Origin of the sequence: Paractinoplanes brasiliensis (genome assembly GCF_004362215.1) — a bacterium.
GTDB lineage: Bacteria > Actinomycetota > Actinomycetes > Mycobacteriales > Micromonosporaceae > Actinoplanes > Actinoplanes brasiliensis.
Window position 1 is genome coordinate 1,970,727 of the sequence record NZ_SNWR01000001.1, and the last position, 24,347, is coordinate 1,995,073.

Consider the following 24,347-nt stretch of genomic DNA (forward strand, 5'->3'; position numbering starts at 1 on the left):
AAGGGTGACCGAGCCACTACTGGATCCGGACAGTTCTCGTGAGTATCTGCGGGACTGGAAGGGGCGTGTCGATCGGGCCGCCGCCGCCGCGCAGGTCATGAGTGAGCGGCTCGGGCAGGCCCGGATCAGCGCCGCCGACGGGAACGGGCTGGTGGAGGTCACCATCGACTCCGGTGGAGTGTTGCTTGATGTCCGGTTCACCGAGCGGATTCAGCGAGTGCCGCCCGAGGCTGTTTCGCGGGCCGTGATGGGGGCGCTCGGCATCGCGCGCAACAAGGCAGCGCGGCTCACGAAAGAGATCATCGACGAGACGTTGGGGCCCGATTCCCTGGCCGGGCGGATGATCGCGGAACAACGGGGTGCGCGCGATGAGTGACGGCTTTCAGGTCGACGCGCAGCAGATCCGGGCCCACGCCACCAGGATCGACGGCATTCAGCAACGGTTCGCGGCCGTGAAGGCGGCCAGTTCGGCCATTGTGCGCGACGATGCGGCGTACGGGCTCCTTTGCGGCTGGATGGCGGGCATCCTCGAGGCGCGGCACGCGAAACAGGACGAGCTTTACGCGTACGTGGAGGAGAATCTGCGCCTGGCGTCGGAGGCGCTTGTCCGCACCAGTCAGGATTACGAGGTCGCCGACGACGCGGCCGCTGATCGGCTGCGCCGGGCGGGTGGGCTGGGATGACGAATCTGATCGCCGTCGCGTCGACCGGGCCGGGCACGTCGGGCGCCTCGCTCGTCGACAGTTTCCAGGGGTTGCACCAGACGATCGCCGGGGGCAGCTGGGTCGATCAGGCGCTGGCCGGTGGGGCGTTCGCGCTCGAGGCGGCGTCGGCCGTGCTCGACCCGTTCAGCACGTTGCTGGCGAACGGGCTGGGCTGGGCGATGGAGTATTTCGAGCCGCTGCGTGAGGTCCTCGACAAGCTGGCGGGCATGCCCGAACGGGTCGCCGCGCACGCCGCCACCTGGGAGAACATGGCCGGTGAGCTGGCCGCGATGTCTTCCGATCTGCAGGGTGCGCTGGCCGGTGACCTGCCCGACTGGACGGGGCCGGCCGCGGCGACCTATCAGAGCCTGATGGCCAACAACGTCGACGCGCTGGGCGGGCTGTCCTCGCTGGCGTCGACGATGGCGGTGTCCACACAGGCGGCCGGCAATCTGGTCATGTTCACCCGTGACCTCGTACGGGATCTGATCGCCGACCTGGTGGCGCGGGTGATCGTGTGGGCCGCCGAGGCGTTGCTGATCGTGACGATCCCGGTGGTGGCGGCGCAGATCGCGTCGGCCGTGATGAAGTGGGCGGGGCGGATCCTCGGGTACACGACGGCGCTGGTCACCAGCCTGAGCAACCTGACCCGCCTGGTGAACGGCTGACGAAGATCACCCGCCGGGGTGCGTGCGGTCGTGTCATTGTCGACGTGTGGAAGATCAGCGCCGGGCGCCGGCCTATTTGGACGAGATTCGCGCGCTCATGCACGAAGCGGCCGACGATCCCGCCGCGATCCTGGCGGCGCTGGAAGGGCATCTCGAGACCGAGGAGTTCGCGACCAGTATGTACCTGCTGTGGGGCCTGATCGGCGACACCGGGTACGCGGCCGACGCGGCCCGCGAGTGGCTGGCCCTCGATCATCGCGATCGTGACGCCGTACGGGGTTATTACGACCACTGGTTGTTCGAAGTGTGTGGATATCAGAGGCCGTGAGAAGTTCCGTCGCGGGCCGGACCGGCGCGGGGCGCAACCGCGCCGTCCCTCGCCGGCCCGCGACGGACGTCTGTCAGGCCCGCTGCAGGGCCGATTCCACGGTGGTCCACTGTGCCGACTCGGCCGAGCGGCTCACCGCGTCCAGCACCAGCTGCACCTGCAGCGCGTCGGCGAACGACGGCGTGGGCTGCTGCCCGGCCGCGATCGCCTCGATGAGGTCACGGACCTCGTGGGTGAACGTGTGCTCGTAACCGATGCCGTGGCCGGGCGGCCACCACGCCGCGATGTACGGGTGGTCGGCCTCGGTGACCAGGATCCGGCTGAAGCCCTGCTCGGCCGAGGGCAGCGCGGCGTCGTAGAACTCGAGTTCGTTCTGCCGTTCGAAGTCGAACGCGAGCGAGCCGAGGGAGCCGTTCACCTCGACCCGCAGCGCGTTCTTGCGACCGGTGGCGAACCGCGTTGCCTCGTACGTGGCCACAGCTCCCCCGTCGAGCCTGGCCAGGAACAAGGCGGCGTCGTCGACGGTCACGTCACCCAGTCCGCTGCCGTCGGCGGCCGCGGCGGACAACCCGGCCGACTCGGCGGTGAGCGGCCGCTGCTTGATGAACGTCTCGGTCAGCGCCGACACCGAGGCGATCGACTGCCCGGTGACGAACTGGGTCATGTCGATGATGTGGGCGCCGATGTCACCCAGCGCCCCCGAGCCGGCGAGTTCCTTGCGCAGGCGCCACACCAGCGGGAACGACGGGTCGACGATCCAGTCCTGCAGGTACTGGGCGCGGACGTGCCGGATCGTGCCGATGCGCCCGCCGGCCACCATCTGCCGCATGAGCGCCACGGCGGGCACCCGGCGGTAGTTGAAGCCGCACATGGCCCATACGCCGGACGTGGCCGCCTGGGCCGCCGCGTCGGCCATCTCGCGCGCCTCGGCCACCGTGTTGGCCAGGGGTTTCTCGCACAGCACGTGTTTGCCCGCGGCCAGCGCGGCCAGCGCGATCTCGGCGTGGGTGTCGCCCGGGGTGCAGATGTCGATCAGGTCGATGTCGTCCCGTTCGATCAACGACCGCCAGTCCGTGGTGTGCTCGTCCCACCCGAGCTTCGCGGCGGCGGCCGCCACCCCCTCCGGGGAGCGGCCGCTGACCGCGGTCATCCGTGCCGACAGCGGCAGGTCGAACGCATGGTTGACGGTGCGCCACGCCGTTGAGTGCGCGGCTCCCATGAACGCGTAGCCGACCATGCCGACCCGCAGCTGTTCCGACATCGATTCTCCTTATCGCCAGGCGGCTCGTCAGAAGCCGAGCTTCGCGTACTGGTCCGCGTTGTCCTTGGTGATCGTCTCGGAGGCGAGCGTGATCTCCTTGGGCACCTGCAGCTCGACCAGGTCGCTCATGCCCTTGCCCTGCCCGATGAGCCGGGCCAGCGAGATGGCCGAGGAGGCCATCGACGGGCTGTACGTCACGGTCGCCTTGAGCACCGAGTTGTCGGCCTTGATCTGGTCGATGGCCGCCTTCGAGCCGGCCCCGCCGACCATGAAGAACTCGCTGCGGTTGGCCTGCTTGATCGCGGCCAGCACGCCGATGCCCTGGTCGTCGTCGTGGTTCCACAGGGCGTCCATCTTGGGCAGCGCCTGCAGCAGCGCGGTCGCGGCGGCCTGGCCGGAGTCGGCGGTGAACTCGGCCGGGCGCCGGTTGGCGACCTTGAACCCGTACTCGGCCAGCGCGACCTTGAAGCCCTCGCTGCGCTCCTGGGTCAGTTCGAGCGAGTCGATGCCGGGGATCTCGCCGATGATCGGGTTGGCGACGTTCTTGGCCTTGAGCTGCTCGCCGATGTAGTGGCCGGCGGCCAGGCCCATGCCGTAGTTGTCGCCCTTGATCTGCAGCCGGTACGCGGCCTGCGACGGGAAGGCCCGGTCCAGGTTGATCACGGGGATGCCGGCCTTCATGGCCTCGAGGCCGGCCGAGTCGAGCTCCTTGCCGTCGTGCGGCAGCATCACGATCACGGTGGGCTTCTGGGCCACCAGGGTCGAGATGGCGGCGCGCTGGGCAGCCGCGTCGGCGCCCGCCTCGACGGCCTTGAACTCCACGTCGGTGTACGCGGCGGCCTGGGCCTTGGCGTTGTTGGTGATGGCCGCGATCCAGCCGTGGTCGGCGGCCGGGGCGGAGAACCCGATGACGACCTTTTCGCCGGGGGCGGCGTTGGGGTTGGCGTTCGTGTCGGTGTTGGTGTTCACCTGCGCGTTGTTGTCGGGTTCGTTGCTGGTGCAGGCGGTGAGAAGGGCGCCGGCGCCGACGGCCGCGCCGCCGAACAGAATGCGCCTACGGGACAAAGCGGACATGATTCCTCCCAAGGGGGTACCCGGCCGAGCGGAACCGGGCGAAAGAGGTCAGCGCTTGAACAGGTGGGTGAGCGATTGGTACCGGAACTGCTGGATCAGGACGGCGGCCACGATGATCCCGCCCTTGACCATGTTCTGGACCTCGGTGGAGAGGTTGTTGATGGCGAACAGGTTGGTGATGGTGGAGAACACCAGCACGCCGAAGAGCGCGCCGACGATGGTGCCGCGGCCACCGCTGAGCAGCGTGCCGCCGATGATCGCCGCGGCGATCGCGTCGAGTTCGTAGAGGTTCGCCATGGCGGCCTGGGCGCTGGTCGCCTGGGAGGTGAGCATGATCGCGGCGATGCCGCAGCAGAGACCGGACAGCGCGAACAGCAGCATGGTGTGCCGCTTGACGTTGATGCCGGCGAGCCGGGCCGCCTCGGGGTTGCCGCCGACGGCCACGGTGCGCCGCCCGAACGTGGTGCGGTTGAGCAGCACCCAGCCCACCACGACGACGGCGGCCAGGATCCACACCAGCAACGGGATGCCGAGCGGGCGGGTGCTGGCGATGTCGTTGATCGTGCTGTTGGTCGAGATCTGGGTCTGCTTGCCGGAGATCTGCGCGGCCAGGCCCCGAGCCGCGACCATCATCGCCAGCGTCGCGATGAAGGACACCAATTTCCCGTACGCGATGAGGACGCCGTTGACGAGGCCGACAACTGTGCCGACGACGATCGCGGTGAAGATCATGCCGCCGGCCCCGTAGCTCTGGGTCGCGAGCGTGGTGGACCAGACCCCGGCGATGGCGACGATCGCGCCGACCGACAGGTCGATGCCGCCCCCGATGATCACGAAGGTCATGCCGACCGTGACCACACCGATCGCCGACGCCTGCTGCAGGATCGTCAGGAAGTTGTTCTTGACCCAGGTGGGATCGCTGTACAGGTCGGGTTTCGTGACGATCCCGACGACGATCAGAAGGATCAGCACGCCGACGAGACCCAGATTGCGCAGGGTGTTCTCGTCGAGCTTGCGGCGTTCCTGCTTGACGGGCGCCTCAGGGGGCGCCGTCTGGGTTGTCATGCTGGCTCCCCTTCCAGAATGGACTCAGTCGTGAGCGACCCCGACATGACGAGGTCGAGAACAGTGGCCTCGTCGATCTCGGGCGCCGGCGCTTCGCGGACGATCCGGCCCTCGCGCATGACCAGCACACGATCGGCCAGGCCGAGCACCTCGGGCACCTCGCTCGACACGAGCAGCACCCCGACTCCGCGTTTGGCCAGGTCCTGAATGACCTGGTAGAGCTCGGCCCGGGCGCCGACGTCGACGCCGCGGGTGGGCTCGTCGAGCAGCAGCAGCTTGGTGTCGTCGAGCAGCCAGCGCCCGACCACGACCTTCTGCTGGTTGCCGCCCGAGAGTGTGCGCACCGGGCGCTCGACGTCGCGCGGCCGCAACTCGAGCAGGTCGGCCGTCTTGGCCGCGGCCTTGCGCTCGCCGGCCACATCGGTGAACCCGCCCTTGGCGAACCCGGTGAACGAGGCGAGCGTCATGTTCTTGAAGATCGGCTCGTCGAGCAGCAACGCCTGGCTCTTGCGTTCCTCGGGGGCCATGCCCATGCCCTTGCGCACGGCCCGGCCGACACCGGTGATCCGCTGACCGTCCAGTGTGACAGTGCCGGAGTCCGCGCGGCGCGCCCCGAAGATCGTCTCGAGCAGCTCGGAACGGCCGGAGCCGACCAGGCCGGCGATCCCGACGATCTCGCCCGGCGCGACCGTGAGGCTGGCGTCGGCGAACTCACCCTTGCGACTCAGCCCCTCGACGACCAGCAGCGGCTCGCGCGCCTCGGCGGGGCGGCGCGGCGGGAAGACGTACTCGATGGAACGCCCCGTCATGCGGCTCACCAGGTCGCGTGTCGGCGTGGTGCGCGCGGGCAGGTTGGCCGCGGTGGTGCGGCCGTCCTTGAGCACGGTGACCCGGTCGCCGATCTCGCGGATCTCCTCGAGCCGGTGGGAGATGTAGATGACCGCGATGCCGTGGGCGGTGAGCCCCTGGATGATGCGGAACAGGTTCTCCACCTCATCATGAGCGAGCACAGCGCTGGGCTCGTCCATGACGATCAGCCGGGCGTCGTGCGAGAGCGCACGGGCCATGCTGACGATCTGTTTGCCGGCCGCGGGCAGGTCGCGCACCGCCGTACGGGGTGGGATCTCGGGGTGGCCGAGGCGGGACAGGATCTCGCGGGTCTTCTGGGCCGTGGAGCGCCGGCGGGTGAAGCCGAACCGGGTGTCCTCGTGACCGAGGAAGGCGTTCTCGGCCACCGACAGGTCGTCGACGAGGTCGAGCTCCTGATAGATGGTCGCGATGCCGGCGCGCATGGCGGCCTGCGGCGTGGCCGGGGCGAACGGCCGACCGAACCAGGTGATCTCGCCGCCGTCGGCGTGGTGCACGCCGGCCAGCGTCTTGATCAGGGTGGATTTGCCGGCGCCGTTCTGCCCGAGCAGGCAGTGCACCTCGCCGGCGCGAACCTCGAGCTGCACGCCGTCCAGGGCGCGCACGCCGGGGAAGGTCTTGACCACGTCGGTCAGGCGCAGGACCACGTCTTTCGGGTCGTCGCCGTCGGTGCTGTCCGGCGTCGCCGGCACCTGGTCGTCGGTTCGGAGGTCTTCACGCGAATCGGGAACGGTCATGATGCCTGCTCGAATGCCGTGTCGCTGGCCAGCACCGCGGCGCCGGTGACGCCGGCCCGGCTGCCCAGCTCCGAAAGGACAACGGGAAGGTTGCCGGTGGCCAGGGGCAGCGACCGGCGGTACACCACACTGCGGATCTCGGCCAGCAGCACGTGCCCGAGCTGGGCCAGGCCGCCGCCGATGACGATCATCGAAGGGTTGGCGAAGGACACCAGCGTGGCCAGCACACCGCCGACGCGGCGGCCGCCCTCGCGGATGAGGCGGATACAGGTGACATCACCCTCGGCGGCGCCCTCGGCGACGTCGCGGGCGGTGACCGTGACCGGGGGCTCGGACTGCTCGTCGTCGCCCTGGTTCTCGGCCACGCTCAGGGCGGCGGCGAGCCGCTCGGCCAACGCCGGGGACTCGCCGGAACGGGCGGCCGCGACCGCGTCGCGGGCCAGGGCCGAACCGCTGAACAGGGCCTCGAGACAACCGGTGTTGCCGCACGAGCAGACCGGGCCGTTCGCGTCGACCTGGATGTGCCCGATGTCGCCCGCGCAGCCGTCGACCCCGCGATAGACCGTGCCGCCCAGGTGGATGCCGCAGCCGATGCCCGTGCCGATCTTGACGAAGAGGAAGTCGTCGACCGAGTGCGCGACCCCGCCGTGCCGCTCGCCGATCGCCATGATGTTCACGTCGTTGTCCACCACGGCCGGGCACCCGTGTTCCCGAGCCAGCAGTTCCCGTACGGGATATCTGTCCCAGCCCGGCATGATCGGGGGCGAGACCGGTACGCCGTCACGGAAGCTGACCGGGCCCGGGACGCCGATGCCGACCGCGTCGAGCCGGTCGTAGGCCCCGTCAGTGCGAGCCTTGTGCAGCAGCTCGTTGACCCGATGCAGTATGGTCCTCGGCCCCGAGCGGATGTCGGCGGCCTCACGATAGGTCGCGACCGGCTCCAGCCGCCCGTTGGTGACTTCGATGTCGATCGAGCTGGCGCCCAGGTCGACAGCGGCGAACCGGAGCCGGGGGTCGAGCTCGACCAGCGTCGACCGGCGCCCGCCGCGCGAGGCCGCCATGCCCGCCTCGGCAATCAGGCCCGCCGCGACGAGCCGCTCGACCTCGGCCAGCAGACGCGGGCGGGTCAGCTCGAGTCGATCCCCCAGTTCGGCGCGCGACACGGGTCCCTCGTCGCGCAGCAGGCGCAGGACCCGCAGGTGGGGAGCATCGGCCACGTGCACGAAGGACCTCCGGAGACGCTTAACACCGGAGTAATCCCTCGGTGTTGTGACGGTCACAGTAGGCGTGTTGTGCCTCGGGAGTCCATACCTTCTCGAAGATCATCGCCAACTTTTGTCTATTGGAGCAAAAGTTGGGTTTGTTATCGACCGTTGACCTAGGTCTGCTTCCCCCATTCCGGACCGGCTCGACGGCACATGCGAAGACCCCCGGCCGAGGCGGCAGCCGGGGGTCTTTCGTCCAGCGGGGTCAGTTCGTGCTGAGGCCTTGTTCGCTGCCCTTCTTGAGCTTGCGGTCGTCGCGCAGCTCCAGGAACGGCTCGTCCGACGGGTCGTGGCCGGCGGCGATCGCGCGCCCCCGTTCCAGCTCGGCGTCGAGCTCGGCCCCCAGCAGGATCGCGATGTTCGAGATCCAGAGCCACACCAGGAAGGCGATGACACCACCCAGGGTCCCGTACGTCTTGCTGTAGTTGGCGAAGTTGGCCAGGTAGATCGCGAACGCGCCGGACGCGACCAGCCACAGCACCACGGCGAAGATGCCACCCGGGCTGACCCACCGGAAACCGCCGGTCTTGGCGTTCGGCGAGGCCCAGTAGAGGATCGCGAACATCAGGCTGACCAGCAGGATCAGGACCGGCCACTTGGCGATGTTCCAAACCGTCACGGCGGCCTCGCCGAGACCGATCTTTTCGCCGACCACCTGGGCGAGGTCGCCGGTGAAGACGACGATCACCGCCGAGAGGATCAGCATGATGCCGATGACCGCGGTGACACCCACCCGGATGGGCAGCGTCTTCCAGATCGGGCGGCCCTCCGGCACGTCGTAGACGGCGTTGGAGGCACGCATGAAGGCGGCCACGTATCCGGAGGCCGACCAGAACGCCAGCAGCAGACCGACGATCGCGGCGAACCCGGCCGCGCCGGTGTCCTGCACCTGGCTGAGAACCGTGTTGACCAGCTCCTCGATCTGCTGGTTGTTGGCGATCTCGTTGACCGTGTCCTGCACCGTCTGCTGGCCGTCGTCGCTGAGCATGCCGAGGATCGACACCAGCACCAGCGCGCCCGGGAAGATCGAGAGCACGCCGTAGTAGGTCAGCGCGGCCGCCCAGTCGGAGACGTTGTCCTCGGAGAACTGCTTGAAGGTCCGCTTGAGCGCGGCGAAGACGCCCTTGCCCTTGAGCTGGGCCGGACTGTCCGGGCCGGCGTCGGGCGACGGCGCGGAGAGGTCGTTGCGCTTGTCCTCCCCCGTACGCGTGCTCGCGGCCGCGGCCAGGTCGTAGTCGCGCTCCCCCTCCGACCGGGCGCGCTCAGCCTCGGGCGAGGAATTCGCCTTGTCGTCGTCGTGCTTGTGACCCAGCTTCATCGTCTTCCTCCGGCACCCAGTCCTCGTGTCGGCCGTCCGCTCGTCGCCCTCGCGACTTGCGCCGACGCCTCCCACGTGATGCCCGCCACCAGACAGACCTAACCCCCGTTCCCCCGCCCCGGCTATTTCGACCGTCGCTCAAAGTCCCACGTCAAATCCATCCCCGTACGCATCATGGCCGGTGCTCGTGCGTGGCGGATCCGCCGATCCCGTACGGGGTCCAACCGGCGCCCGCGCGGCAGGAGCTGTGTTGGTGGCGCGACTGTCATTTGCAGAGCTGTTTGGCCATGCGGCGGCCCGCGACGGTCAGGCCCAGCGCCATCAACGCGAGCAGGTAGGCCACGTCGACGAGCTGAAGCCAGCCTGTCGTGCCCGTGCTCAGAGCCCGGATCAGGTCGACCGAGCGATACAGCGGGGTGGCCTCGATCAGCCAGCGCACCGCCGCCGGGTAGGCCGTGGGCGGGACGAACGTGCCGGAGAACAGGAACAACGCGAACTGCCCCGCCGCGATCAGGTCGAAATCCTGCCAGCTGCGGATGATCGTGGCCACCGCCATGCCCAGCGCGCCGAAGGCCAGCCCCACCAGCAGCGTCGCCGGGAGCATGGCCGCCGCGCGCGACCACGTGGTCAGGCCCATCAGCGTCATGATCACGACGAACGCGGCCGAGTAGATGACCCCGCGCACCATCGCCCAGGCCAGCTCGCCCAGAGCGATCTCGATCGGGCGCACCGGCGTGGCCAGGATGCCCTCGTAGAGCCGGACGAACTTCATCTTGCCGAAGAAGTTGAACGTGGTCTCGGCCAGCGCGCCGGTCATGGCCGACGCCGCCAGCATGGCCGGGGCCACGAACTCGGCGTAACCCACCACCTCGCCGCCGGGCAGCGGGATGTCGCCGATCAGCGCGCCCACGCCGACCCCGATCGAGAACAGGTAGAGCACCGGCTCGAGGAAGCCGGACACCATGACCACCCAGTACGCCGAGCGCAGCGTCGAGATGTTGCGCTCGGTCACCGAGGCCGCCCGTCGCCCCGTGCCACCCTCGAACGAGAGCAGCCGCGGCATCACCAACGTCACCATGATTCGGGCCCCCGCCCCATCGTCGAAACCGTCGTCCGCAGCGGGTGAGCTGCCGGGCCGCCGGCCCTCGCGCACGTCACCATGCTCAAATCACCAGCCGGCGGCGGAAACGGGCGTTCGCGAGCCACCAGCCGGCCGCGCACCAAGCCAGCAGGACGGCAACGTGCACCACGCCGAGCGAGCCCGGGGCACGGCCGAGCATCGCGTCGCGGCTCAGCTCGACGCCGTGCCAGAGCGGGAACAGGTAAGCCACCCAGCGCAACGGCGCCGCCAACGACTCGACCGGGAAGAACACCCCGGAGAACAGCGACATCGGCAGCACCGCGAACCGCAGCAGCAGGACCAGATAGCTGTCGCTGGTGATGCTCGCGGCATAGGCCATCGTCGGCGCGGCCGAGGCAAATCCGATCAGCACCGCTACGACCAGCGTCATCGGCGCCCACCAGGAATGCAGCGCGCCGAAGGCCGCGGCCACCGCCAGGAACGCGGTCGCGGTGAGCAGCACCCGGAACAGGACGAAGGCCAGATGCCCGCCGAGGATGTCGGCCACCCGCAGCGGCGCAGCGGCCTGCGCGAAATAGACCTTGAGCCACTCGAAGTAGCTCAGCACCGGCCACGTGGCCTCGCCGAACGCGGCCTGCATGGCCGTAGACGCGATCAGGCCGGGCACGATCCAGTCGAGGTAGGGCACGCCCTCGACGCCGCCGCGCACATAGGCCCCCACCCCCACGCCGAACCCCAGCAGCGTCAGAAGCGGCATGACCAGCGTCGACAGGGCACTCGAACGCCACGTGCGCCGATAGTTGACCAGGTGATATTCCAGGACGGAGAGCGTGGCCGTCATCAGTCCACCAAGGTCCGGCCGGTCAGGTGGAGGAAGACGTCTTCGAGGCTGGAGCGCCGCACCAGCACGCTCGCCGGGCTCAGGGAGCGGCGGTTGACCTCGTCGACGGCGGTGTCGCCGTCGGGAACGTAGAGCAGGATGCGGTCGGGCAGGACCTCGAGGCGGTCGCCGAGGCCGGCCAGCTTGTCCGCGTACGAGGCCTGATCGTCGGTGTGGAAGCGGAGCTCGACCACCTCGCGGGTCGAATACCGCTCGATCAGCGCCCGCGGTGAGCCCTCGGCCACGATGCGGCCGCCGTCCATCACCACCAGGCGGTCGCAGAGCTGTTCCGCCTCGTCCATGTAATGGGTGGTCAGCACGAGCGTCACCCCCTGCTGCTTGAGCCGGAACAACCTTTCCCACACCAGGTGGCGGGCCTGCGGGTCGAGACCGGTGGTGGGCTCGTCGAGCAGCACCATCTCGGGCTGGTTGACCATGGCACGCGCGATCGTGAGCCGCCTTTTCATGCCGCCCGACAGCGGCTCGACCTTGCTGTCGGCGCGCTCGGCGAGCTGCACGAACGCCAGCAGCTCGTCGGCCCGGCGGCGCGCTTCCCTGCGGGGGATGCCGAAGAAGCGGGCATAGGTCGTAAGGTTCTCGCGGACTGTCAGCTCGATGTCGAGGTTGTCGAGCTGCGGGCAGACCCCCAGCTTGGCGCGGATCGCGGGACCGTCGCGCAGCGGATCCATCCCCAGGATCTCCAGCACGCCGCCGCTGGGCGGGGACACGCACCCGATCATGCGCATGGTCGAGCTCTTGCCCGCGCCGTTGGGGCCGAGGAAGCCGAACGCCTCGCCCCGCCGGACATCGACGTCGATGCCGTCGACCGCGGTGAAGTCGCCGAATCGCTTGACCAGGCCGCGCGCGTGTATCAGGGAGTCCACGCGAACGACCCTAGTGAGGGGGTACGACAGAAACGGCGATCAGTCGGGCGCGGCCATCGTGGACCGGGCCGTCGCCACCAGCTCGCCGGTCAGCTCGACCACCGCGGGCAGGGTCACCGGCGTGCCCGAGTCGTAGCGCACGGCCCAGCTCAGCCCGTTCCGCCCCGGCACCCGGCGGCCGACCACCCGCACCCCGCCGGACGGCAACGGGTGGTGAGTCGTGTAGGCCACCGACCTCGTCACCCGGGTGCGGACCTGGTCGGGCACCTGACCGGGTTCGAGCAGCAGCACCGTGACGATCGGCCCGTCGACCAGGACGGTGTAGCCCTCGCGTTCCTCGGCCGTCTCGGCCGGCGTGATCCGCAGCTCACGCCCCGACCAGGCCGCCTTGTGGATCTCGTGCCAGCCCAGCCGCTTGCCCTCACGGGGCAGCCACAGGCCGTGATTGGTCGCCACCACGGCCGCGTCGTCCGCGACCGGCGCCCAGGCCACCACCCTTTCCTCCGGATCGAGCCGCGGCTTGAGGGCCGCCGGGAGCGAGGGCTTGCGCCGAAGGAAGTTCACAGTCCACCTGCCGCCTGGTCGCGCAGGGCCCGAGCCTGCTGTTCGAGCGAGAAGAGCTCGCCGGCCAGGGCGAGATAGGCGTCCTTGTTGGCCACCGGGTTGAGCCGCTGCACCTTGGACTTCAGGTCGCGGATGCGGGTCGTCACCGCGCCCATCTGCAGCCGGGCCAGCGTGATCTGCACGTAGCGCGGCTCCACGACCCCGTCGGCGCGCAGCGGCTCGACCGCGAGCTGCGAGATCATGCCCTGCCCGGCCAGGTCCGTGCAGCTGTCGCGCACCTTCTCGATCCACACCACGCCCCCGCCGGGCACCGAGGAGGCGCCACCGGCCGCCTCGATCGCCACGCGCACCGACCGATAGACCGGGTCGGCGTAGTTCTCGGCGCCGACGACGTCGAACATCGGGCCGGCCAGCACCGGCTCCTGCAGCGCGAGCTTGAGCGATTCCCGCTCGACCAGCCGCTGCGGCGCCTCGGCGGGCTGCGCGGGCCGGCTGTCCCGGCCGTCGGACTCGCCCCGCATGGCCGACGCGACCGCCCGCTGCACCGGCTCGAGGTCCATGCCCAGGTCGCCGGCGAGCTTACGGGCGTACTCGGGCCTTTTCTCCCGGTCTTTGATCTTGGCGACCAGCGGGGCGGCCCGGCGCATCGCCTCGACCCGGCCCTCCACGGTGTCGAGGTCGAACTTGCGCAACGTCTGGCGCAGCGCGAAGTCGACCAGCGGCTCCCGCCCGGCGATCATGTCGCGCACGGCCAGATCACCCTTGGCCAGCCGCAGCTCGCACGGGTCCATGTTGTCGGGGCTGACCGCGATGAACGTGCGCCCGACGAAGCGCTGATCCTCCTCGAAGGCGCGCAACGCCGCTTTTTGCCCCGCCGCGTCGCCGTCGAACGTGTAGATGATCTCGCCGGTGAAGCTGTCGCTGTCCATCAGCAGGCGGCGCAGCACCCCGATGTGGTCGAGGCCGAACGCCGTGCCACAGGTCGCGACCGCCGTGGGCTCACCCGCCTCGTGACAGGCCATCACATCGGTGTACCCCTCGACGATGACCGCCCGCCCGCGCTTGGCGATCTCTCGCTTGGCGTGGTCGATGCCGTAGAGCACGTGCGACTTCTTGTAGAGCGGCGTCTCGGGCGTGTTCAGGTATTTCGGGCCGTCGTCGTCGTCGAACAGCTTGCGCGCGCCGAACCCGATCACGTCGCCCGACAGGTCGCGGATCGGCCACAACAGCCGCCGGCGGAACCTGTCGATCATCGAACCCGACCGGGCTGGCTTGGTCAGCCCCGCTGTGTTCAGCTCGTCCGCGGTGAAGCCCTTCTGCCGCAGGTGCTTGGCGAGCGCGTCCCACGAGTCGGGGGCGAACCCGCAGCCGTAGCGCTCGGCGGCGTCACGCCCGAACCCGCGTTCGGCCAGGAACTGCCGGGCCTTGCGGGCGCCCTGGGTGCCCAGCTGCTCGCGATAGAAGTCGGCGGCGGCGGCGTGCGCGGCGAGCAGCCGCTGCCTCTGCCCGGCCTGCGGTCGCGGCCCGCTCGGCGCCCCGGCCTCGTCGTAGCGCAGCTGGATGCCGGCCCGCCCGGCCAGCCGCTCGATCGATTCCATGAACGAGAGGTGTTCCGCGTCCATCAGGAACTTGATCGCGTCGCCGCCCGCGCCGCAGCCGTGGCAGTAGTAGACGCCGCGGGCCGGGGCGACCGTGAAGGACGGGGTCTTTTCGTCGTGGAAAGGGCACAGGCCCTTGAGGTTGCCGCCGCCCGCGGGCCGCAGCGTCACCGACTCGCTGATGATGTCGGCGATCGACGTGCGGTCGCGGACCAGTGCGATGTCTTCGTCCTTGACCCTGCCCGCCACGGCATACATCCTGCCTCGTCTCAGGCGCGCGCTGCCACCAGGGTCCCGTGCCAGCTCACCGCCGCCGTGTCGGTGAGCGAGGCCACCTGGTCGATCACTGTGCGCAGCGCCTCGGCGTCACTTTCCGCTGCCTGGAACAGGGGCGCAAAGACCGGGTCAAGGGCTTCCGGCGTACGCGTGAGGGCCTCCACAAGCTCAACCAGGATGACCCGCTGTCGCTCGTACCATTGCTCGGCCGCCCGCGTCCGCATCACGTACCGCAAAGCCATGCCCTTGAGCAGCGCGCACTGGTTACGCACAGTTCGCGGCACGATCAGATCCGCGGCGTACCGGCGTACGGGGTCCGTTCCGAAACGACCCTGGGTGGCGCCCACTGCCGACGCCACGAAACGGCCGGTCAGCACGCTGGTCATCCGTTTGAGGCCGACCTGGGCGCGGTAGCTGCCGTCGTAGCCCGCGACCTCGGTCACCACCGGGTCGGTCAGCAATTGATCAAGGACGTCCGCGAGCTCGCCGACCGGCTCGTCGGAGTACACCTCGGCGACGTCCGCGCACAGGGCGGCACGCTCGTCGGCGTCCTCCATGAGCGGGCGCAGGCTCAGATAACCCCCGTGCACGCCGTCCTCGACGTCGTGCACCGAGTACGCCACGTCGTCGGCCCAGTCCATGACCTGGGCCTCCAGACAGCGCCGCTCACCGTGGCCGCCCTCGCGGATCCATTCGAAGACGGGAAGGTCGTCGGCGTACACCCCGAACTTGCGGCGTCCCGGCTGCCGTGCCCAAGGGTATTTGCAGCTCGCGTCGAGCGACGCCCGGGTCAGGTTGAGCCCGGCCCCCGGCACCTTGGCCTCGAGCCGGGTCAGCACCCGCAGGGTCTGCGCGTTGCCCTCGAACCCGCCGCACGGCTCGGCGACCATGTGCAGCGCCGCCTCACCATTGTGCCCGAACGGCGGGTGGCCCAGGTCGTGGGCGAGCCCGGCCACGTCGACCACGTCCGGGTCGCAGCCGAGCCGTTCGCCCATCTCGCGCGAGATCTGGGCCACCTCGAGCGAGTGGGTCAGACGCGTACGCAGGAAGTCGTCGGAGCCCGCGGTGTGCACCTGGGTCTTGGCGGCGAGCCGCCGGAACCCGGCCGAGTGCAGCACCCGGGCGCGGTCGCGCTGGTAGGGCGTTCGTCCGTAGCCGCTGTCCTTGGCCGGTTCGCCGATCCGTCTTTGGGCGTCGAACGCCGTCATGGGATCACCCTATGCGGCGGCCGGGTTCTCCTTGCTTCTTGCGGCCAACACGCAGAACTCGTTGCCCTCGGGGTCGGCCAGCACGACCCAGGGCACGTCGTCGCCCTGCCCGATGTCGGCGTGCCGGGCCCCCATGTCGAGCAGGCGCTCCACCTCGGCCTCCTGGTCGTCCGGGCGCAGGTCGATGTGCAACCGGTTCTTGACCTTCTTGACCTCGGGGTCGCGGCCGAAGAGCAGGCCCGGCAACTGGTCGGCGCTGCGGCGGATCTCCACCTCGTCGGGCTGCTCGTCCACGATCACGTAGTCGAGCGCCGCGGCCCACCAGCGAGCGAGCCGCGCGGGGTCCTCCGCGTCGACGACGATCTGCTCCCATTGGCTCGGCATCCATGTCTCCTTCATCGAAAAGCAGCGATCATGTTACGCGTCCCTCACTATCTTCTCCTGTTCGAAACAGCGCGCCGGCGGGCCGGTGACAGTCCTCGATCCCGTCGGTCATGACGCACATGGGGTGCGACTGGCGACCCCGGTGCGGTCAGAGGATGGCCCACGGTGAGGGCGAGGTCACGTGATCCTGCGGGGCGGAGCCGGCACCGGACCGGAGGCTCGCCGACGGCCGCGGCAACGACGCACGGCCGGGCGGGGAGCAGCGCAGCGCTCAGGAGAACACGTGCCCGGCGTCGACCACTGTCTGCAGGAGGCCATGGCGATCCCTGGCGCGGTCGGCGCCAGCCTCGTCGACTACACCACCGGCTTTCCGATCGCCATGACCGGGGCCGCACCGAATTCCGATCACAAGGCCGCGGCGGCGGGGACGGCCGACGTGGTGCAGGCGGCCACCAGCCGGTCGCTGTTCGTCTCGGCCGTGCCGCACGACCTGCTGGAAGACCTGATCATCACCACCACCGGCGGCTACCACCTGCTGCGGATGGTGCACACCGACTTCGACAGCCGGTTGGTGCTCTACGTCTGGCTCGACCGGGCGCAGGGCAACCTCGCGGTGGCCCGGCGCCGCATGCAGAAACTCGCCGACGAGCTCGTCGCTACCTGACGGGGATGGGAGTGGTTTTGACAGCCTCGATGACCGTCGCGCCGGGGAGCCTGCTCACGCAGGTGGCCGGCGAGCGGCAGACCGGCGCGCTGGTGGTCGGTGGCCACCCGGGCGGCGCGGTCTACGTCCTCGAGGGCCGTGTCATCTATGCCGAGTCACCGGCCGCGCCCGGTGTCGGCGAGCTGCTCACCGCGTCGGGCCGGCTGGCCGGGCGTACCTGGCAGAACGCGCTCGACCTGGGCACCTCCACCGCGCAGGTCGGGCGGCTGCTGGTCGAGCAGGGTCATCTGACCCGGGGCGAGCTGGAAATGTGTGTGCTCGGCGCCATCTACGACGCGGCGTACTTCGCGCTCTCGCCCGCCGCGGCGCCGGTCGACTTCCTGGCCGGGGCGACGCACTGGCTGGGCCCGGTCGTGCACGTCGACCCGGAGGCGGTCTGCCACGAGGTGGGCCGGCGGGTGCGGATCCTCGACGGGATCTTCCCGGACGCCCGGATCGACACCGCGGCGATCGCCCCGGCGACCCGGCCGCCGCGCGAGCGGATCACGCTCACCGCGCTGCAGTGGGAGCTGCTCGTGCACGCGGACGGGCAGCGGACACCGGCCGACCTGGCCCTGCTGCTGGGCAAGGCCGGGTTCGCCTGCGTGCAGGAGCTGCGCCGGATGGCCGCGATGGGGCTGATCGAGCTGCCCGAGACGCCGGCGCCCAATCCCGATCTGGTGCGGCTCGTACGGGGGCGGGGCACTGCCGTCGACGCCCAGCGCCCAGTGGTTGTGCCGGACCCGGCGGACGCGGCCGTTCCCGTGGTCACCGCGGCCCGCGCCGTGGTCCCGGCCCCCGACAGAACAGAACCACCGCGTCAGACAGAGCCGGCCCGTCAAACAGAACCGCCGGGTCCTTCGGTGGCCGACGACGGTCCCACCCAGCCCATCTACCGGCCGGCCCGCCTGGCCCGCCGCAAACCGGGGGCCAAGCTGCCCAAGGAGGTGGCCGGCGAACCCCCGCCGGTGCATCACGGCACCGATGAAGTCCTGCTCAAGCGCATCCGTACCGCATTGAGGGCGTTGCGGTGACGCGCGCACCCCCGAAGGAGAAAGAGAGACCGAGGATGACGGTGGATCCGGCGGTGCTCCAGGAGCTCGACCGCCTGCGAGGCCGGTTGCAAGAACTCTCCGGCAGCGTGCTGGCCACCACCGACGGGCTGGTGGTCGCCCACGACGCGCACGACATCGAGCCGGACAGCATCGCCGCGCTGGCGGCCGCGCATCTCGCGCTGGCCCGCCGGTTCGCGCACGCCGTCAACCACGGCGAGCTGCGCGAGTCGGTGGTGGAGTGCGATCGCGGCTACATCACCTCGTACACGGCGGGCCCGAACGCGCTGCTCACCCTGGTCACGTCCGGTGACGCGAACCTGGCCATGGTGCACCTGGAGGCCCGCCGGTGCGTACGCCGGCTGGTCCGGATCCTGAAATTGGAGAACCCCCGCCCCCGGCCGGAGATCCCGCAGCAGGCGGGACCGCCGAGCCCTCTGGCCCGGCGCACGCCGATGGCCACCCTGTCGACCAATGCCCGGCGTCGGCAGGCCGCGGGCTGAGCCCGCTTGTTCCGAACGGTTCCGCCCATCAGAAGCGGGCCGCCATCCCACCGCACTGGAGGACAAATCCATGGCCGACATGGACACCGCACTCAAAGAGATCATGGAAATCGACGGCGCCATCGGCGTCGCGCTGGTCGACCACACGAGCGGCATGGCCCTCGGCACGGTCGGCGGCGGCAAGGACCTCGACCTGACGGTCGCCGCGGCCGGCAACACCGACGTGGTGCGGGCCAAGCTGCGCGCGATGGAGATGCTCAACATCACCGAGAAGATCGAGGACATCCTGATCACCCTCGACGCCCAGTATCACCTGATCCGCCCGCTGACGAGCCGGGCCGGCAAAGGCCTGTTCCTCTACGTGGCCCTGCGCCGCGACCGGTCGAACCTGGCCATGGCCCGGCACCAGCTCAAGCGCATCGAGAACGACATGGACGTCTGACCGCGTCGTTTCCGCTGCGGAAAGGGAGGGCCGTTCCCGGCCCTCCCTTTCCGCGCTCTACTGTTTTGAGATGTGTCAGTGCAGGAGATCGTGCGCGATGTGGCCGGTGGCGCGATCGGTTATGAGGCCGGGCTCGACGCGCTGACCGTGGCGCCGGCGGCCGAGGTGGACGCGGCGCTCGGCGCGAGCCTGCGGGACGCGTTCGAGCGGCTCTTCAAGGGTGGGTGGCAGCCCGCCGAACTGCACCGGGTGGTGGCCCGGCTGGGCGATCCGGTGAAGGCGGCGCTCGTCGTCGACGCCGCCACGGCGTACGGGGAACGCTTCTCCGATGTTGATCCTCGCTGGCGGGACCAGGTCGCGCGGCTGCCGGCGGGGACCCGGCGACCGGATCGGATCAGCCTGATCGACTCGTCGCTGGGGCTGCTCATCGAGTTGCGGCGGCTGCCTTTGATCGAGGTGCTTCTCCCGCCGCCCGGCACCGCGGCCTTCAGACCGGGCAAATCGGATGCCAAGGTGCTCGAACGCGTCCGGGCGCTGCTGGCCAAGGCGGAATCGACGGACTTCGCGGCCGAGGCGGAGGCGTATTCGGCCAAGGCGCAGGAACTGATCGCCCGGCACAGCATCTCCGAGGCCCTGACCAGCGCGGACAGGGCCGAGGTGGTGCCGTTCGCGCGGCGGATCGGGGTGGACCACCCGTACGAGAGCGAAAAGGCGAGCCTGCTCGACGCGGTGGCGCGGGCCAACCACTGTCACACGGTGTGGTCACCCGAACTGGGTTTCTCGACGGTGTTCGGCTTCGACGCGGACATCGACGGTGTCGAGCTGCTCTACACGTCGCTGCTGGTGCAGGCCAACCGGGCGATGACGCGCGACGAGCCGGCCAAGGGGAAGGCACGGATCAAGGCGTTCCGGCGGAGCTTCCTGGTCGCGTACGGGATCCGGATCTCGGAACGGCTGACCGAGGTGACCCGCCGGCAGCTCGCGGGCCACGACGACCTGTTGCCGGTGCTGCGCAACCGCGACGTCCAGGTTCGTGAGGTCATGCACAAGGCGTTTCCCCGTACGGTCCGGGCGCGCGGCAGCCGCATCGACAGCCTCGAAGGGTGGGAGTCGGGCCGGGCCGCCGCCGACGAGGCCGAAATGGGTTGACCGCCGGGGCAGAATGGGGGCATGTCTCCTCCACGCTGACCCTGGCTCCTGTACGCGGTGCGCGCCTGTTCCGAGGCCGTGCCGCTCTATCCGGTGTACGCGCTGCTCTTCGCCGGCACCGGCCTGTCCACGGCCCAGGTGTCGTCGCTGTTCGCGCTCTGGTCGATCGTGGCGTTCGCCGCCGAGATCCCGTCCGGCGCGCTGGCTGACGCCTGGTCCCGCAAACGCCTGTACGCCCTCGGCGAGCTGATCACCGCGGCCGGCTTCGCGACGTGGACGCTGTGGCCGTCGTATCCGGGGTTCGCGCTGGGCTTCGTGCTGTGGGGGCTGGGCGGTTCGCTGTCGTCGGGGGCGCTGGAGGCCCTTGTCTACGACTCGCTGTCCGCGGCGGGCCGGGCCGGCGACTACGCCCGCATCATGGGGCGGGCCAACACTGTCTCGATCCTGGCCATGCTGGGGGCCACGCTGCTGGCCGCTCCCGCCTGGCAGGCGGGCGGGCATGTGCTGGTCGGCGCGCTGAGCGTCGCCATCAAGCTGGTGGGCGCCGCGCTGTCTTTGCACCTGCCCGAAAAGCGCGGTTCCGAGCCTGCGGACGACTCGCCCGGGGACGGGTACTGGTCAATGCTCAGGAGCGGCCTGCGCGAGACCGCCAGCTCCCGGCCGGTAGCCCGGAAGGTCCTGGTCGCTGCCCTGATCCCCGGCTTCACCGCGCTCGACGAATACTTGCCGCTGCTGTCGACGGACAAGGGCGCGTCGATCGCCCAGGTCCCGCTGCTCTACGCCGTGACAGCTCTGACGATGGCCGCCGGGAGCGCACTGGCCGGTCGCCGTTTCCCGCTACCGGCCGCCCTCACGATCGCCGCCGCCGCTGTGACCGCCGGCGCGCTGATCCCACACTTGGCCGCCATGATCGTCGTATCAGTGGCGTTCGGCCTGCTCGAATACTCGATCATCCGCGCCGAGACCCGCCTGCAGGACTCGATCACCGGCCCGGCCCGCAGCACAGTCCTGTCGGTCGCGGGCTTCGGGGGCGAGGTCTTCGCGGTGGCGCTCTACGCGGTCTTCGCCTTCGACCTGCCGATGAGCACGCTGTTCACCCTCTGCGCACTCCCCCTGCTGGCCACGGCCATGATCGCCCGCCGCTAGTTGATCTCCCGGAGTGCTGCCCCACCCACCCGGGGGCTGGCCCAAGCCTATGAGGTGACGCAAACTCTACGCCGCCCGCAAGCGACAAATCGGAATATCCACAGGCCTCGAGCGATATCCACAGGGCCCGTTTCTCAGCCTCCGCTGTTCTCCATCTCGGCGCCCTCGGGGACGGTGTCGTCGTCGCGGCTGTCCAGCCAGCCGTGCGGCAGCGACACCTTGCCCGGCGCGTTGACCCGCCCACGCGGCTGCCCCAGCTCGCCCACCGGGAACGGCTCCCCCGGGTCGAGCTTGCCCAGCAGGTCGTCCAGCTCGGCCAGCGACGAGATCATCGCCAGCCGCCGCCGCAGCTCGCCGCCGATCGGGAAGCCCTTCAGATACCACGCCACGTGCTTACGGAAGTCGGCACAACCGTGCTTCTCGTCACCGAGCGCGTCGACCAGCAACTCGGCGTGCCGTGACATGATCTTTGCGACCTCGCCGAGCAGGGGCAGCACCGGCTTGTAGCCGGCGCCCTGCGTGAACGCGGCCTCCAGGTCGGCGAAGAGCCACGGCCGGCCCAGGCAGCCGCGCCCGACCACCACGCCGTCGACCCCGGTGTGCTCCACCATGCGCAGCGCGTCGGAGCCTTCCCAGATATCGCCGTTGCCGAGCACGGGAACGTCGAGTGCCTGCTTCAGCGTCGCGATCGCGTCCCAGTCGGCCTGGCCCGAATACCGCTGCTCGGCCGTGCGCGCGTGCAGCGCCACCGCGGCCACGCCCGCTTCCTGGGCGATCAAACCCGCTTCCACGTACGTCAAATGGTCGTCATCGATGCCCTTGCGCATCTTGACCGTCAACGGGATCCCGTACGGGCGTGCCGCCTCGACGGCCTGTCGCACGATGCGCCCGAAAAGCTTGCGCCGCCACGGCAACGCCGAGCCCCCGCCACGCCGGGTGACCTTGGGCACCGGGCACCCGAAGTTGAGGTCGATGTGGTCGGCCAGCCCGTCCTCGCCGACCATCCGCACGGCGGCCGCGGTCACCTCGGGGTCGACCCCGTAGAGCTGCAGGCTGCGAAAGTCCTCGTCCTCGGCGAACGCGATCATCTGGAGCGTCTTGGGGATCCGCTCGACCAGCGCCCGAGTTGTGATCATCTCGCAGACGTAGACACCCCCGCCCTGTTCCCGGCAGAGACGCCGAAAGGCCACGTTCGTGATCCCCGCCATCGGGGCCAGCACGACGGGCGGGTTCACGGCGTGGTCGCCGAGCATGAGCGGTGCAGTCACTCCCCCAGCGTAGTTGCCGGTTGTCCGTACGCTGAATCCATGGAGGCTCGGAAGATCAGCGCGTGGAAGAGCGACTACGTCGTGACCGACCGTGGCCGCGAGATCGCTACGTGGGACAAGTCGACCTGGAAGAGCGGCGGAGTGTTCACGCTTGAGGGGCGTCGCCACACGGTCCGGTCGAACGCGTGGGGCACCAAGTACACGATGACCGACGACTCCGATGTGGTGCTCGCCTCGGCCGAGCGGGTGGGCCGCAAACGCTGGTCGGTCTCGTCCGGCGGCCGGACCTACCACTTCCGCCGCAAGTCCATGTGGTCCGGCGAGGAGGAACTGATCCTCGGCGACATGCGCGTCGGCAGCGTCCGCAAGACCAATTTCTGGGGCAACACCGTCGAGGTCGAGCTGCCCGGCCTCCCCCAGTCCCTGCAGCTCTTCGTCCTGGCCGTCGTCCTCAGCAAGTGGGCCGCCGAATCATCCGCAGCCGCCTCCAGCGGCGCCGGCTGAGGGATGAAGGGCCGCGCGAGACGGCCCTTCATCATTGTCAGCAGCCGGGCAGGCGCTTGATCAAGTAGTCCTCGATCTGGGCCAGGCCGACGCGTTCCTGCTTCATGGTGTCTCGGTCGCGGACCGTTACGGCGTCGTCGGTCAGGGTGTCGAAGTCGACCGTGACGCAGAACGGGGTGCCGATCTCGTCCTGGCGGCGGTAACGCCGGCCGATGGCCTGGGAGTCGTCGAACTCGACGATCCAGCGCTTACGCAGGTCGGCCGCCAGCCCCTTGGCCTTCGGCGACAGCTCCGGGTTACGCGAGAGCGGCAGCACCGCCACCTTGACCGGGGCCAGCCGCGGGTCGAAGCGCATGACCGTGCGCTTGTCGACGCCGCCCTTGGTGTTGGGTGCCTCGTCCTCGTCGTACGCCTCGAGCAGGAAGGCCAGCACCGCGCGGGTGAGACCGGCCGCGGGCTCGATCACGTACGGCACCCAGCGTTCCTGCTTCTCCTGGTCGAAGTACGACAGGTCGACGCCGGAGTGCTTCGAGTGGGTGGACAGGTCGAAGTCCGTACGGTTGGCGATTCCCTCGAGCTCGGCGAACTCGGTGCCACCGAACTGGAAGCGGTACTCGATGTCGACGGTGCGCTTCGAGTAGTGCGACAGCTTCTCTTTCGGGTGCTCGTAGAAGCGCAGGTTCTTCTCGGACAGGCCGAGCCCGAGGTACCAGTTCCAGCGCTCCTGGAGCCAGTACTCGTGCCACTGTTCGTCCTTGCCCGGCTCGACGAAGAACTCCATCTCCATCTGCTCGAACTCACGCGTACGGAAAATGAAGTTGCCCGGCGTGATCTCGTTGCGGAAGCTCTTGCCGACCTGCGCGATGCCGAACGGCGGCTTCTTGCGGGCCGCGGTGGCCACGTTGTTGTAGTTGACGAAGATGCCCTGCGCGGTCTCGGGCCGCAGGTAGTGCAGGCCCTCGGCGCTCTCGGTCGGGCCCAGGTACGTCTTCATCAGGCCGTTGAACATCTTCGGCTCGGTGAAGGTGCCCTTGTTGCCGCAGTTGGGGCAGTTCAGCTCCTGCAGCGAGGACGGCAGCGAGCCGTGCTTGGCCTCGTACGCCTCCTCGAGGTGGTCGGCGCGGAAACGCTTGTGGCAGGACTGGCACTCGGTCAGCGGGTCGACGAAGGCGTCGAGGTGACCGGAGGCAGCCCACACGTCACGCGCGAGGATGACAGCGGAGTCGAGTCCGACGATGTCGTCGCGCTGCTGGACCATCGTGCGCCACCACTGGCGGCGGACGTTCTCCTTCAGCTCCACGCCCAGCGGACCGTAGTCCCAGGCCGAGCGGGTTCCTCCGTAGATCTCGCTGGAGGGGAAGACGAAGCCTCGGCGCTTGGCCAGGCTGACGACGGAGTCGATACGGTCGGCGGGCATG

Annotated in this window: 26 protein-coding genes; 11 read left to right on the forward strand and 15 right to left on the reverse strand. The window is 69.7% G+C overall.

The genetic code is table 11. From position 1 onward, the window contains the following. The first annotated feature begins 4 nt into the window (after nt 1-4). From C8E87_RS08515 to C8E87_RS08530, 4 genes are read left to right on the forward strand one after another with little or no spacing between them, the layout of a single operon-like run. Nucleotides 5-376, forward strand: coding sequence for a YbaB/EbfC family nucleoid-associated protein (locus tag C8E87_RS08515; protein ID WP_239080501.1), 372 nt, complete (start codon nt 5-7; stop codon nt 374-376). After that, a complete protein-coding gene (locus tag C8E87_RS08520; RefSeq protein ID WP_133872576.1) occupies nt 369-683 on the forward strand; it encodes a type VII secretion target in 315 nt (104 codons plus the stop codon). Before C8E87_RS08515 ends, C8E87_RS08520 begins: the two co-directional genes overlap by 8 nt. Then, a complete protein-coding gene (locus C8E87_RS08525) occupies nt 680-1,372 on the forward strand; it encodes a WXG100 family type VII secretion target (RefSeq protein ID WP_133872577.1) in 693 nt (230 codons plus the stop codon). The genes C8E87_RS08520 and C8E87_RS08525 overlap by 4 nt, the downstream gene beginning before the upstream one ends. A 46-nt stretch (nt 1,373-1,418) precedes the next feature. Next, the gene (locus tag C8E87_RS08530) at nt 1,419-1,700 is read left to right on the forward strand and encodes a hypothetical protein (RefSeq protein ID WP_133872578.1); all 282 of its coding nucleotides are present in this window, start codon (nt 1,419-1,421) and stop codon (nt 1,698-1,700) included. A 73-nt stretch (nt 1,701-1,773) separates the two neighbouring features. Here the strand turns inward: C8E87_RS08530 and C8E87_RS08535 are convergent, their stop codons facing one another. The 13 genes from C8E87_RS08535 to C8E87_RS08595 form a co-directional block, all read right to left on the reverse strand. After that, entirely contained in the window at nt 1,774-2,961 is a 1,188-nt protein-coding gene (locus C8E87_RS08535; RefSeq protein WP_133872579.1) for a Gfo/Idh/MocA family protein, read from the reverse strand. 27 nt (nt 2,962-2,988) lie between these two features. Further along, nucleotides 2,989-4,035, reverse strand: coding sequence for a substrate-binding domain-containing protein (locus C8E87_RS08540; protein WP_133872580.1), 1,047 nt, complete (start codon nt 4,033-4,035; stop codon nt 2,989-2,991). 48 nt (nt 4,036-4,083) lie between these two features. Next, complete coding sequence (locus C8E87_RS08545) at nt 4,084-5,100, reverse strand: ABC transporter permease (RefSeq protein WP_133872581.1); 1,017 nt, start codon at nt 5,098-5,100, stop codon at nt 4,084-4,086. Continuing rightward, entirely contained in the window at nt 5,097-6,704 is a 1,608-nt protein-coding gene (locus C8E87_RS08550) for a sugar ABC transporter ATP-binding protein (RefSeq protein ID WP_133872582.1), read from the reverse strand. The genes C8E87_RS08545 and C8E87_RS08550 overlap by 4 nt, the downstream gene beginning before the upstream one ends. Next, nucleotides 6,701-7,927, reverse strand: a complete 1,227-nt coding sequence (locus tag C8E87_RS08555; RefSeq protein ID WP_133872583.1) for an ROK family transcriptional regulator — start codon at nt 7,925-7,927, stop codon at nt 6,701-6,703. Before C8E87_RS08555 ends, C8E87_RS08550 begins: the two co-directional genes overlap by 4 nt. A gap of 247 nt (nt 7,928-8,174) precedes the next feature. Beyond that, a complete protein-coding gene (locus tag C8E87_RS08560; RefSeq protein WP_133872584.1) occupies nt 8,175-9,287 on the reverse strand; it encodes a YihY/virulence factor BrkB family protein in 1,113 nt (370 codons plus the stop codon). A gap of 265 nt (nt 9,288-9,552) precedes the next feature. After that, the gene (locus C8E87_RS08565; RefSeq protein WP_133872585.1) at nt 9,553-10,365 is read right to left on the reverse strand and encodes an ABC transporter permease; all 813 of its coding nucleotides are present in this window, start codon (nt 10,363-10,365) and stop codon (nt 9,553-9,555) included. A gap of 85 nt (nt 10,366-10,450) precedes the next feature. Next, nucleotides 10,451-11,209, reverse strand: coding sequence for an ABC transporter permease (locus tag C8E87_RS08570; protein ID WP_133872586.1), 759 nt, complete (start codon nt 11,207-11,209; stop codon nt 10,451-10,453). Then, entirely contained in the window at nt 11,209-12,132 is a 924-nt protein-coding gene (locus C8E87_RS08575) for an ABC transporter ATP-binding protein (protein WP_133872587.1), read from the reverse strand. The genes C8E87_RS08570 and C8E87_RS08575 overlap by 1 nt, the downstream gene beginning before the upstream one ends. Nucleotides 12,133-12,171: 39 nt before the next feature. Continuing rightward, nucleotides 12,172-12,696, reverse strand: coding sequence for a hypothetical protein (locus C8E87_RS08580; RefSeq protein ID WP_133872588.1), 525 nt, complete (start codon nt 12,694-12,696; stop codon nt 12,172-12,174). Further along, nucleotides 12,693-14,552, reverse strand: coding sequence for a DNA primase (dnaG, locus tag C8E87_RS08585; RefSeq protein WP_133872589.1), 1,860 nt, complete (start codon nt 14,550-14,552; stop codon nt 12,693-12,695). The genes C8E87_RS08580 and dnaG overlap by 4 nt, the downstream gene beginning before the upstream one ends. An 11-nt stretch (nt 14,553-14,563) precedes the next feature. Further along, nucleotides 14,564-15,778 carry a deoxyguanosinetriphosphate triphosphohydrolase gene (locus C8E87_RS08590; protein ID WP_133872590.1) on the reverse strand — a complete coding sequence of 405 codons (1,215 nt, stop codon included), beginning with the start codon at nt 15,776-15,778 and terminating at the stop codon, nt 14,564-14,566. 9 nt (nt 15,779-15,787) lie between these two features. After that, a complete protein-coding gene (locus C8E87_RS08595; protein ID WP_133872591.1) occupies nt 15,788-16,162 on the reverse strand; it encodes a VOC family protein in 375 nt (124 codons plus the stop codon). 283 nt (nt 16,163-16,445) lie between these two features. Here C8E87_RS08595 and C8E87_RS08600 point away from each other — a divergent pair, with 283 nt between their 5' ends. From C8E87_RS08600 to C8E87_RS08625, 6 genes are all read left to right on the forward strand, one after another. Next, a complete protein-coding gene (locus C8E87_RS08600; RefSeq protein ID WP_133872592.1) occupies nt 16,446-16,826 on the forward strand; it encodes a roadblock/LC7 domain-containing protein in 381 nt (126 codons plus the stop codon). Between the two features lie 11 nt (nt 16,827-16,837). Next, nucleotides 16,838-17,899: a DUF4388 domain-containing protein gene (locus C8E87_RS08605; protein WP_239080502.1), complete on the forward strand. Its 1,062-nt coding sequence runs from the start codon at nt 16,838-16,840 to the stop codon at nt 17,897-17,899. A 35-nt stretch (nt 17,900-17,934) separates the two neighbouring features. After that, on the forward strand, nt 17,935-18,420 hold the full coding sequence (locus C8E87_RS08610; protein ID WP_133872594.1) for a roadblock/LC7 domain-containing protein: 486 nt from the start codon (nt 17,935-17,937) through the stop codon (nt 18,418-18,420). Nucleotides 18,421-18,490: 70 nt separating this feature from the next. After that, nucleotides 18,491-18,862 (forward strand): hypothetical protein, encoded by a 372-nt coding sequence (locus C8E87_RS08615; RefSeq protein WP_133872595.1) that lies wholly within the window; start codon nt 18,491-18,493, stop codon nt 18,860-18,862. A gap of 72 nt (nt 18,863-18,934) precedes the next feature. Continuing rightward, nucleotides 18,935-20,011 carry a DUF2786 domain-containing protein gene (locus tag C8E87_RS08620; RefSeq protein ID WP_133872596.1) on the forward strand — a complete coding sequence of 359 codons (1,077 nt, stop codon included), beginning with the start codon at nt 18,935-18,937 and terminating at the stop codon, nt 20,009-20,011. A 57-nt stretch (nt 20,012-20,068) separates the two neighbouring features. Further along, nucleotides 20,069-21,157, forward strand: a complete 1,089-nt coding sequence (locus tag C8E87_RS08625) for an MFS transporter (protein WP_133872597.1) — start codon at nt 20,069-20,071, stop codon at nt 21,155-21,157. 134 nt (nt 21,158-21,291) lie between these two features. On the opposite strand, the gene dusB is transcribed toward C8E87_RS08625, so the two are convergent. Further along, nucleotides 21,292-22,410: a tRNA dihydrouridine synthase DusB gene (dusB, locus tag C8E87_RS08630; RefSeq protein ID WP_133876709.1), complete on the reverse strand. Its 1,119-nt coding sequence runs from the start codon at nt 22,408-22,410 to the stop codon at nt 21,292-21,294. Nucleotides 22,411-22,464: 54 nt separating this feature from the next. Here dusB and C8E87_RS08635 point away from each other — a divergent pair, with 54 nt between their 5' ends. Then, a complete protein-coding gene (locus tag C8E87_RS08635) occupies nt 22,465-22,929 on the forward strand; it encodes a hypothetical protein (RefSeq protein ID WP_239080503.1) in 465 nt (154 codons plus the stop codon). A 37-nt stretch (nt 22,930-22,966) separates the two neighbouring features. On the opposite strand, the gene C8E87_RS08640 is transcribed toward C8E87_RS08635, so the two are convergent. Further along, a complete protein-coding gene (locus C8E87_RS08640) occupies nt 22,967-24,346 on the reverse strand; it encodes a glycine--tRNA ligase (protein ID WP_133872598.1) in 1,380 nt (459 codons plus the stop codon). Nucleotide 24,347 lies beyond the last annotated feature (1 nt).

Bases quoted from the DNA above. Each gene is read 5' to 3' on its own strand.
- C8E87_RS08520 (WP_133872576.1), top strand. From the start codon at position 369: ATGAGTGACGGCTTTCAGGTCGACGCGCAGCAGATCCGGGCCCACGCC.
- C8E87_RS08525 (WP_133872577.1), top strand. From the start codon at position 680: ATGACGAATCTGATCGCCGTCGCGTCGACCGGGCCGGGCACGTCGGGC.
- C8E87_RS08535 (WP_133872579.1), bottom strand. From the start codon at position 2,961: ATGTCGGAACAGCTGCGGGTCGGCATGGTCGGCTACGCGTTCATGGGA.
- C8E87_RS08540 (WP_133872580.1), bottom strand. From the start codon at position 4,035: ATGTCCGCTTTGTCCCGTAGGCGCATTCTGTTCGGCGGCGCGGCCGTC.
- C8E87_RS08545 (WP_133872581.1), bottom strand. From the start codon at position 5,100: ATGACAACCCAGACGGCGCCCCCTGAGGCGCCCGTCAAGCAGGAACGC.
- C8E87_RS08550 (WP_133872582.1), bottom strand. From the start codon at position 6,704: ATGACCGTTCCCGATTCGCGTGAAGACCTCCGAACCGACGACCAGGTG.
- C8E87_RS08560 (WP_133872584.1), bottom strand. From the start codon at position 9,287: ATGAAGCTGGGTCACAAGCACGACGACGACAAGGCGAATTCCTCGCCC.
- C8E87_RS08565 (WP_133872585.1), bottom strand. From the start codon at position 10,365: ATGGTGACGTTGGTGATGCCGCGGCTGCTCTCGTTCGAGGGTGGCACG.
- C8E87_RS08570 (WP_133872586.1), bottom strand. From the start codon at position 11,209: ATGACGGCCACGCTCTCCGTCCTGGAATATCACCTGGTCAACTATCGG.
- dnaG (WP_133872589.1), bottom strand. From the start codon at position 14,552: ATGTATGCCGTGGCGGGCAGGGTCAAGGACGAAGACATCGCACTGGTC.
- C8E87_RS08590 (WP_133872590.1), bottom strand. From the start codon at position 15,778: ATGACGGCGTTCGACGCCCAAAGACGGATCGGCGAACCGGCCAAGGAC.
- C8E87_RS08595 (WP_133872591.1), bottom strand. From the start codon at position 16,162: ATGCCGAGCCAATGGGAGCAGATCGTCGTCGACGCGGAGGACCCCGCG.
- C8E87_RS08610 (WP_133872594.1), top strand. From the start codon at position 17,935: ATGACGGTGGATCCGGCGGTGCTCCAGGAGCTCGACCGCCTGCGAGGC.
- C8E87_RS08615 (WP_133872595.1), top strand. From the start codon at position 18,491: ATGGCCGACATGGACACCGCACTCAAAGAGATCATGGAAATCGACGGC.
- dusB (WP_133876709.1), bottom strand. From the start codon at position 22,410: ATGCTCGGCGACCACGCCGTGAACCCGCCCGTCGTGCTGGCCCCGATG.
- C8E87_RS08635 (WP_239080503.1), top strand. From the start codon at position 22,465: ATGGAGGCTCGGAAGATCAGCGCGTGGAAGAGCGACTACGTCGTGACC.
- C8E87_RS08640 (WP_133872598.1), bottom strand. From the start codon at position 24,346: ATGCCCGCCGACCGTATCGACTCCGTCGTCAGCCTGGCCAAGCGCCGA.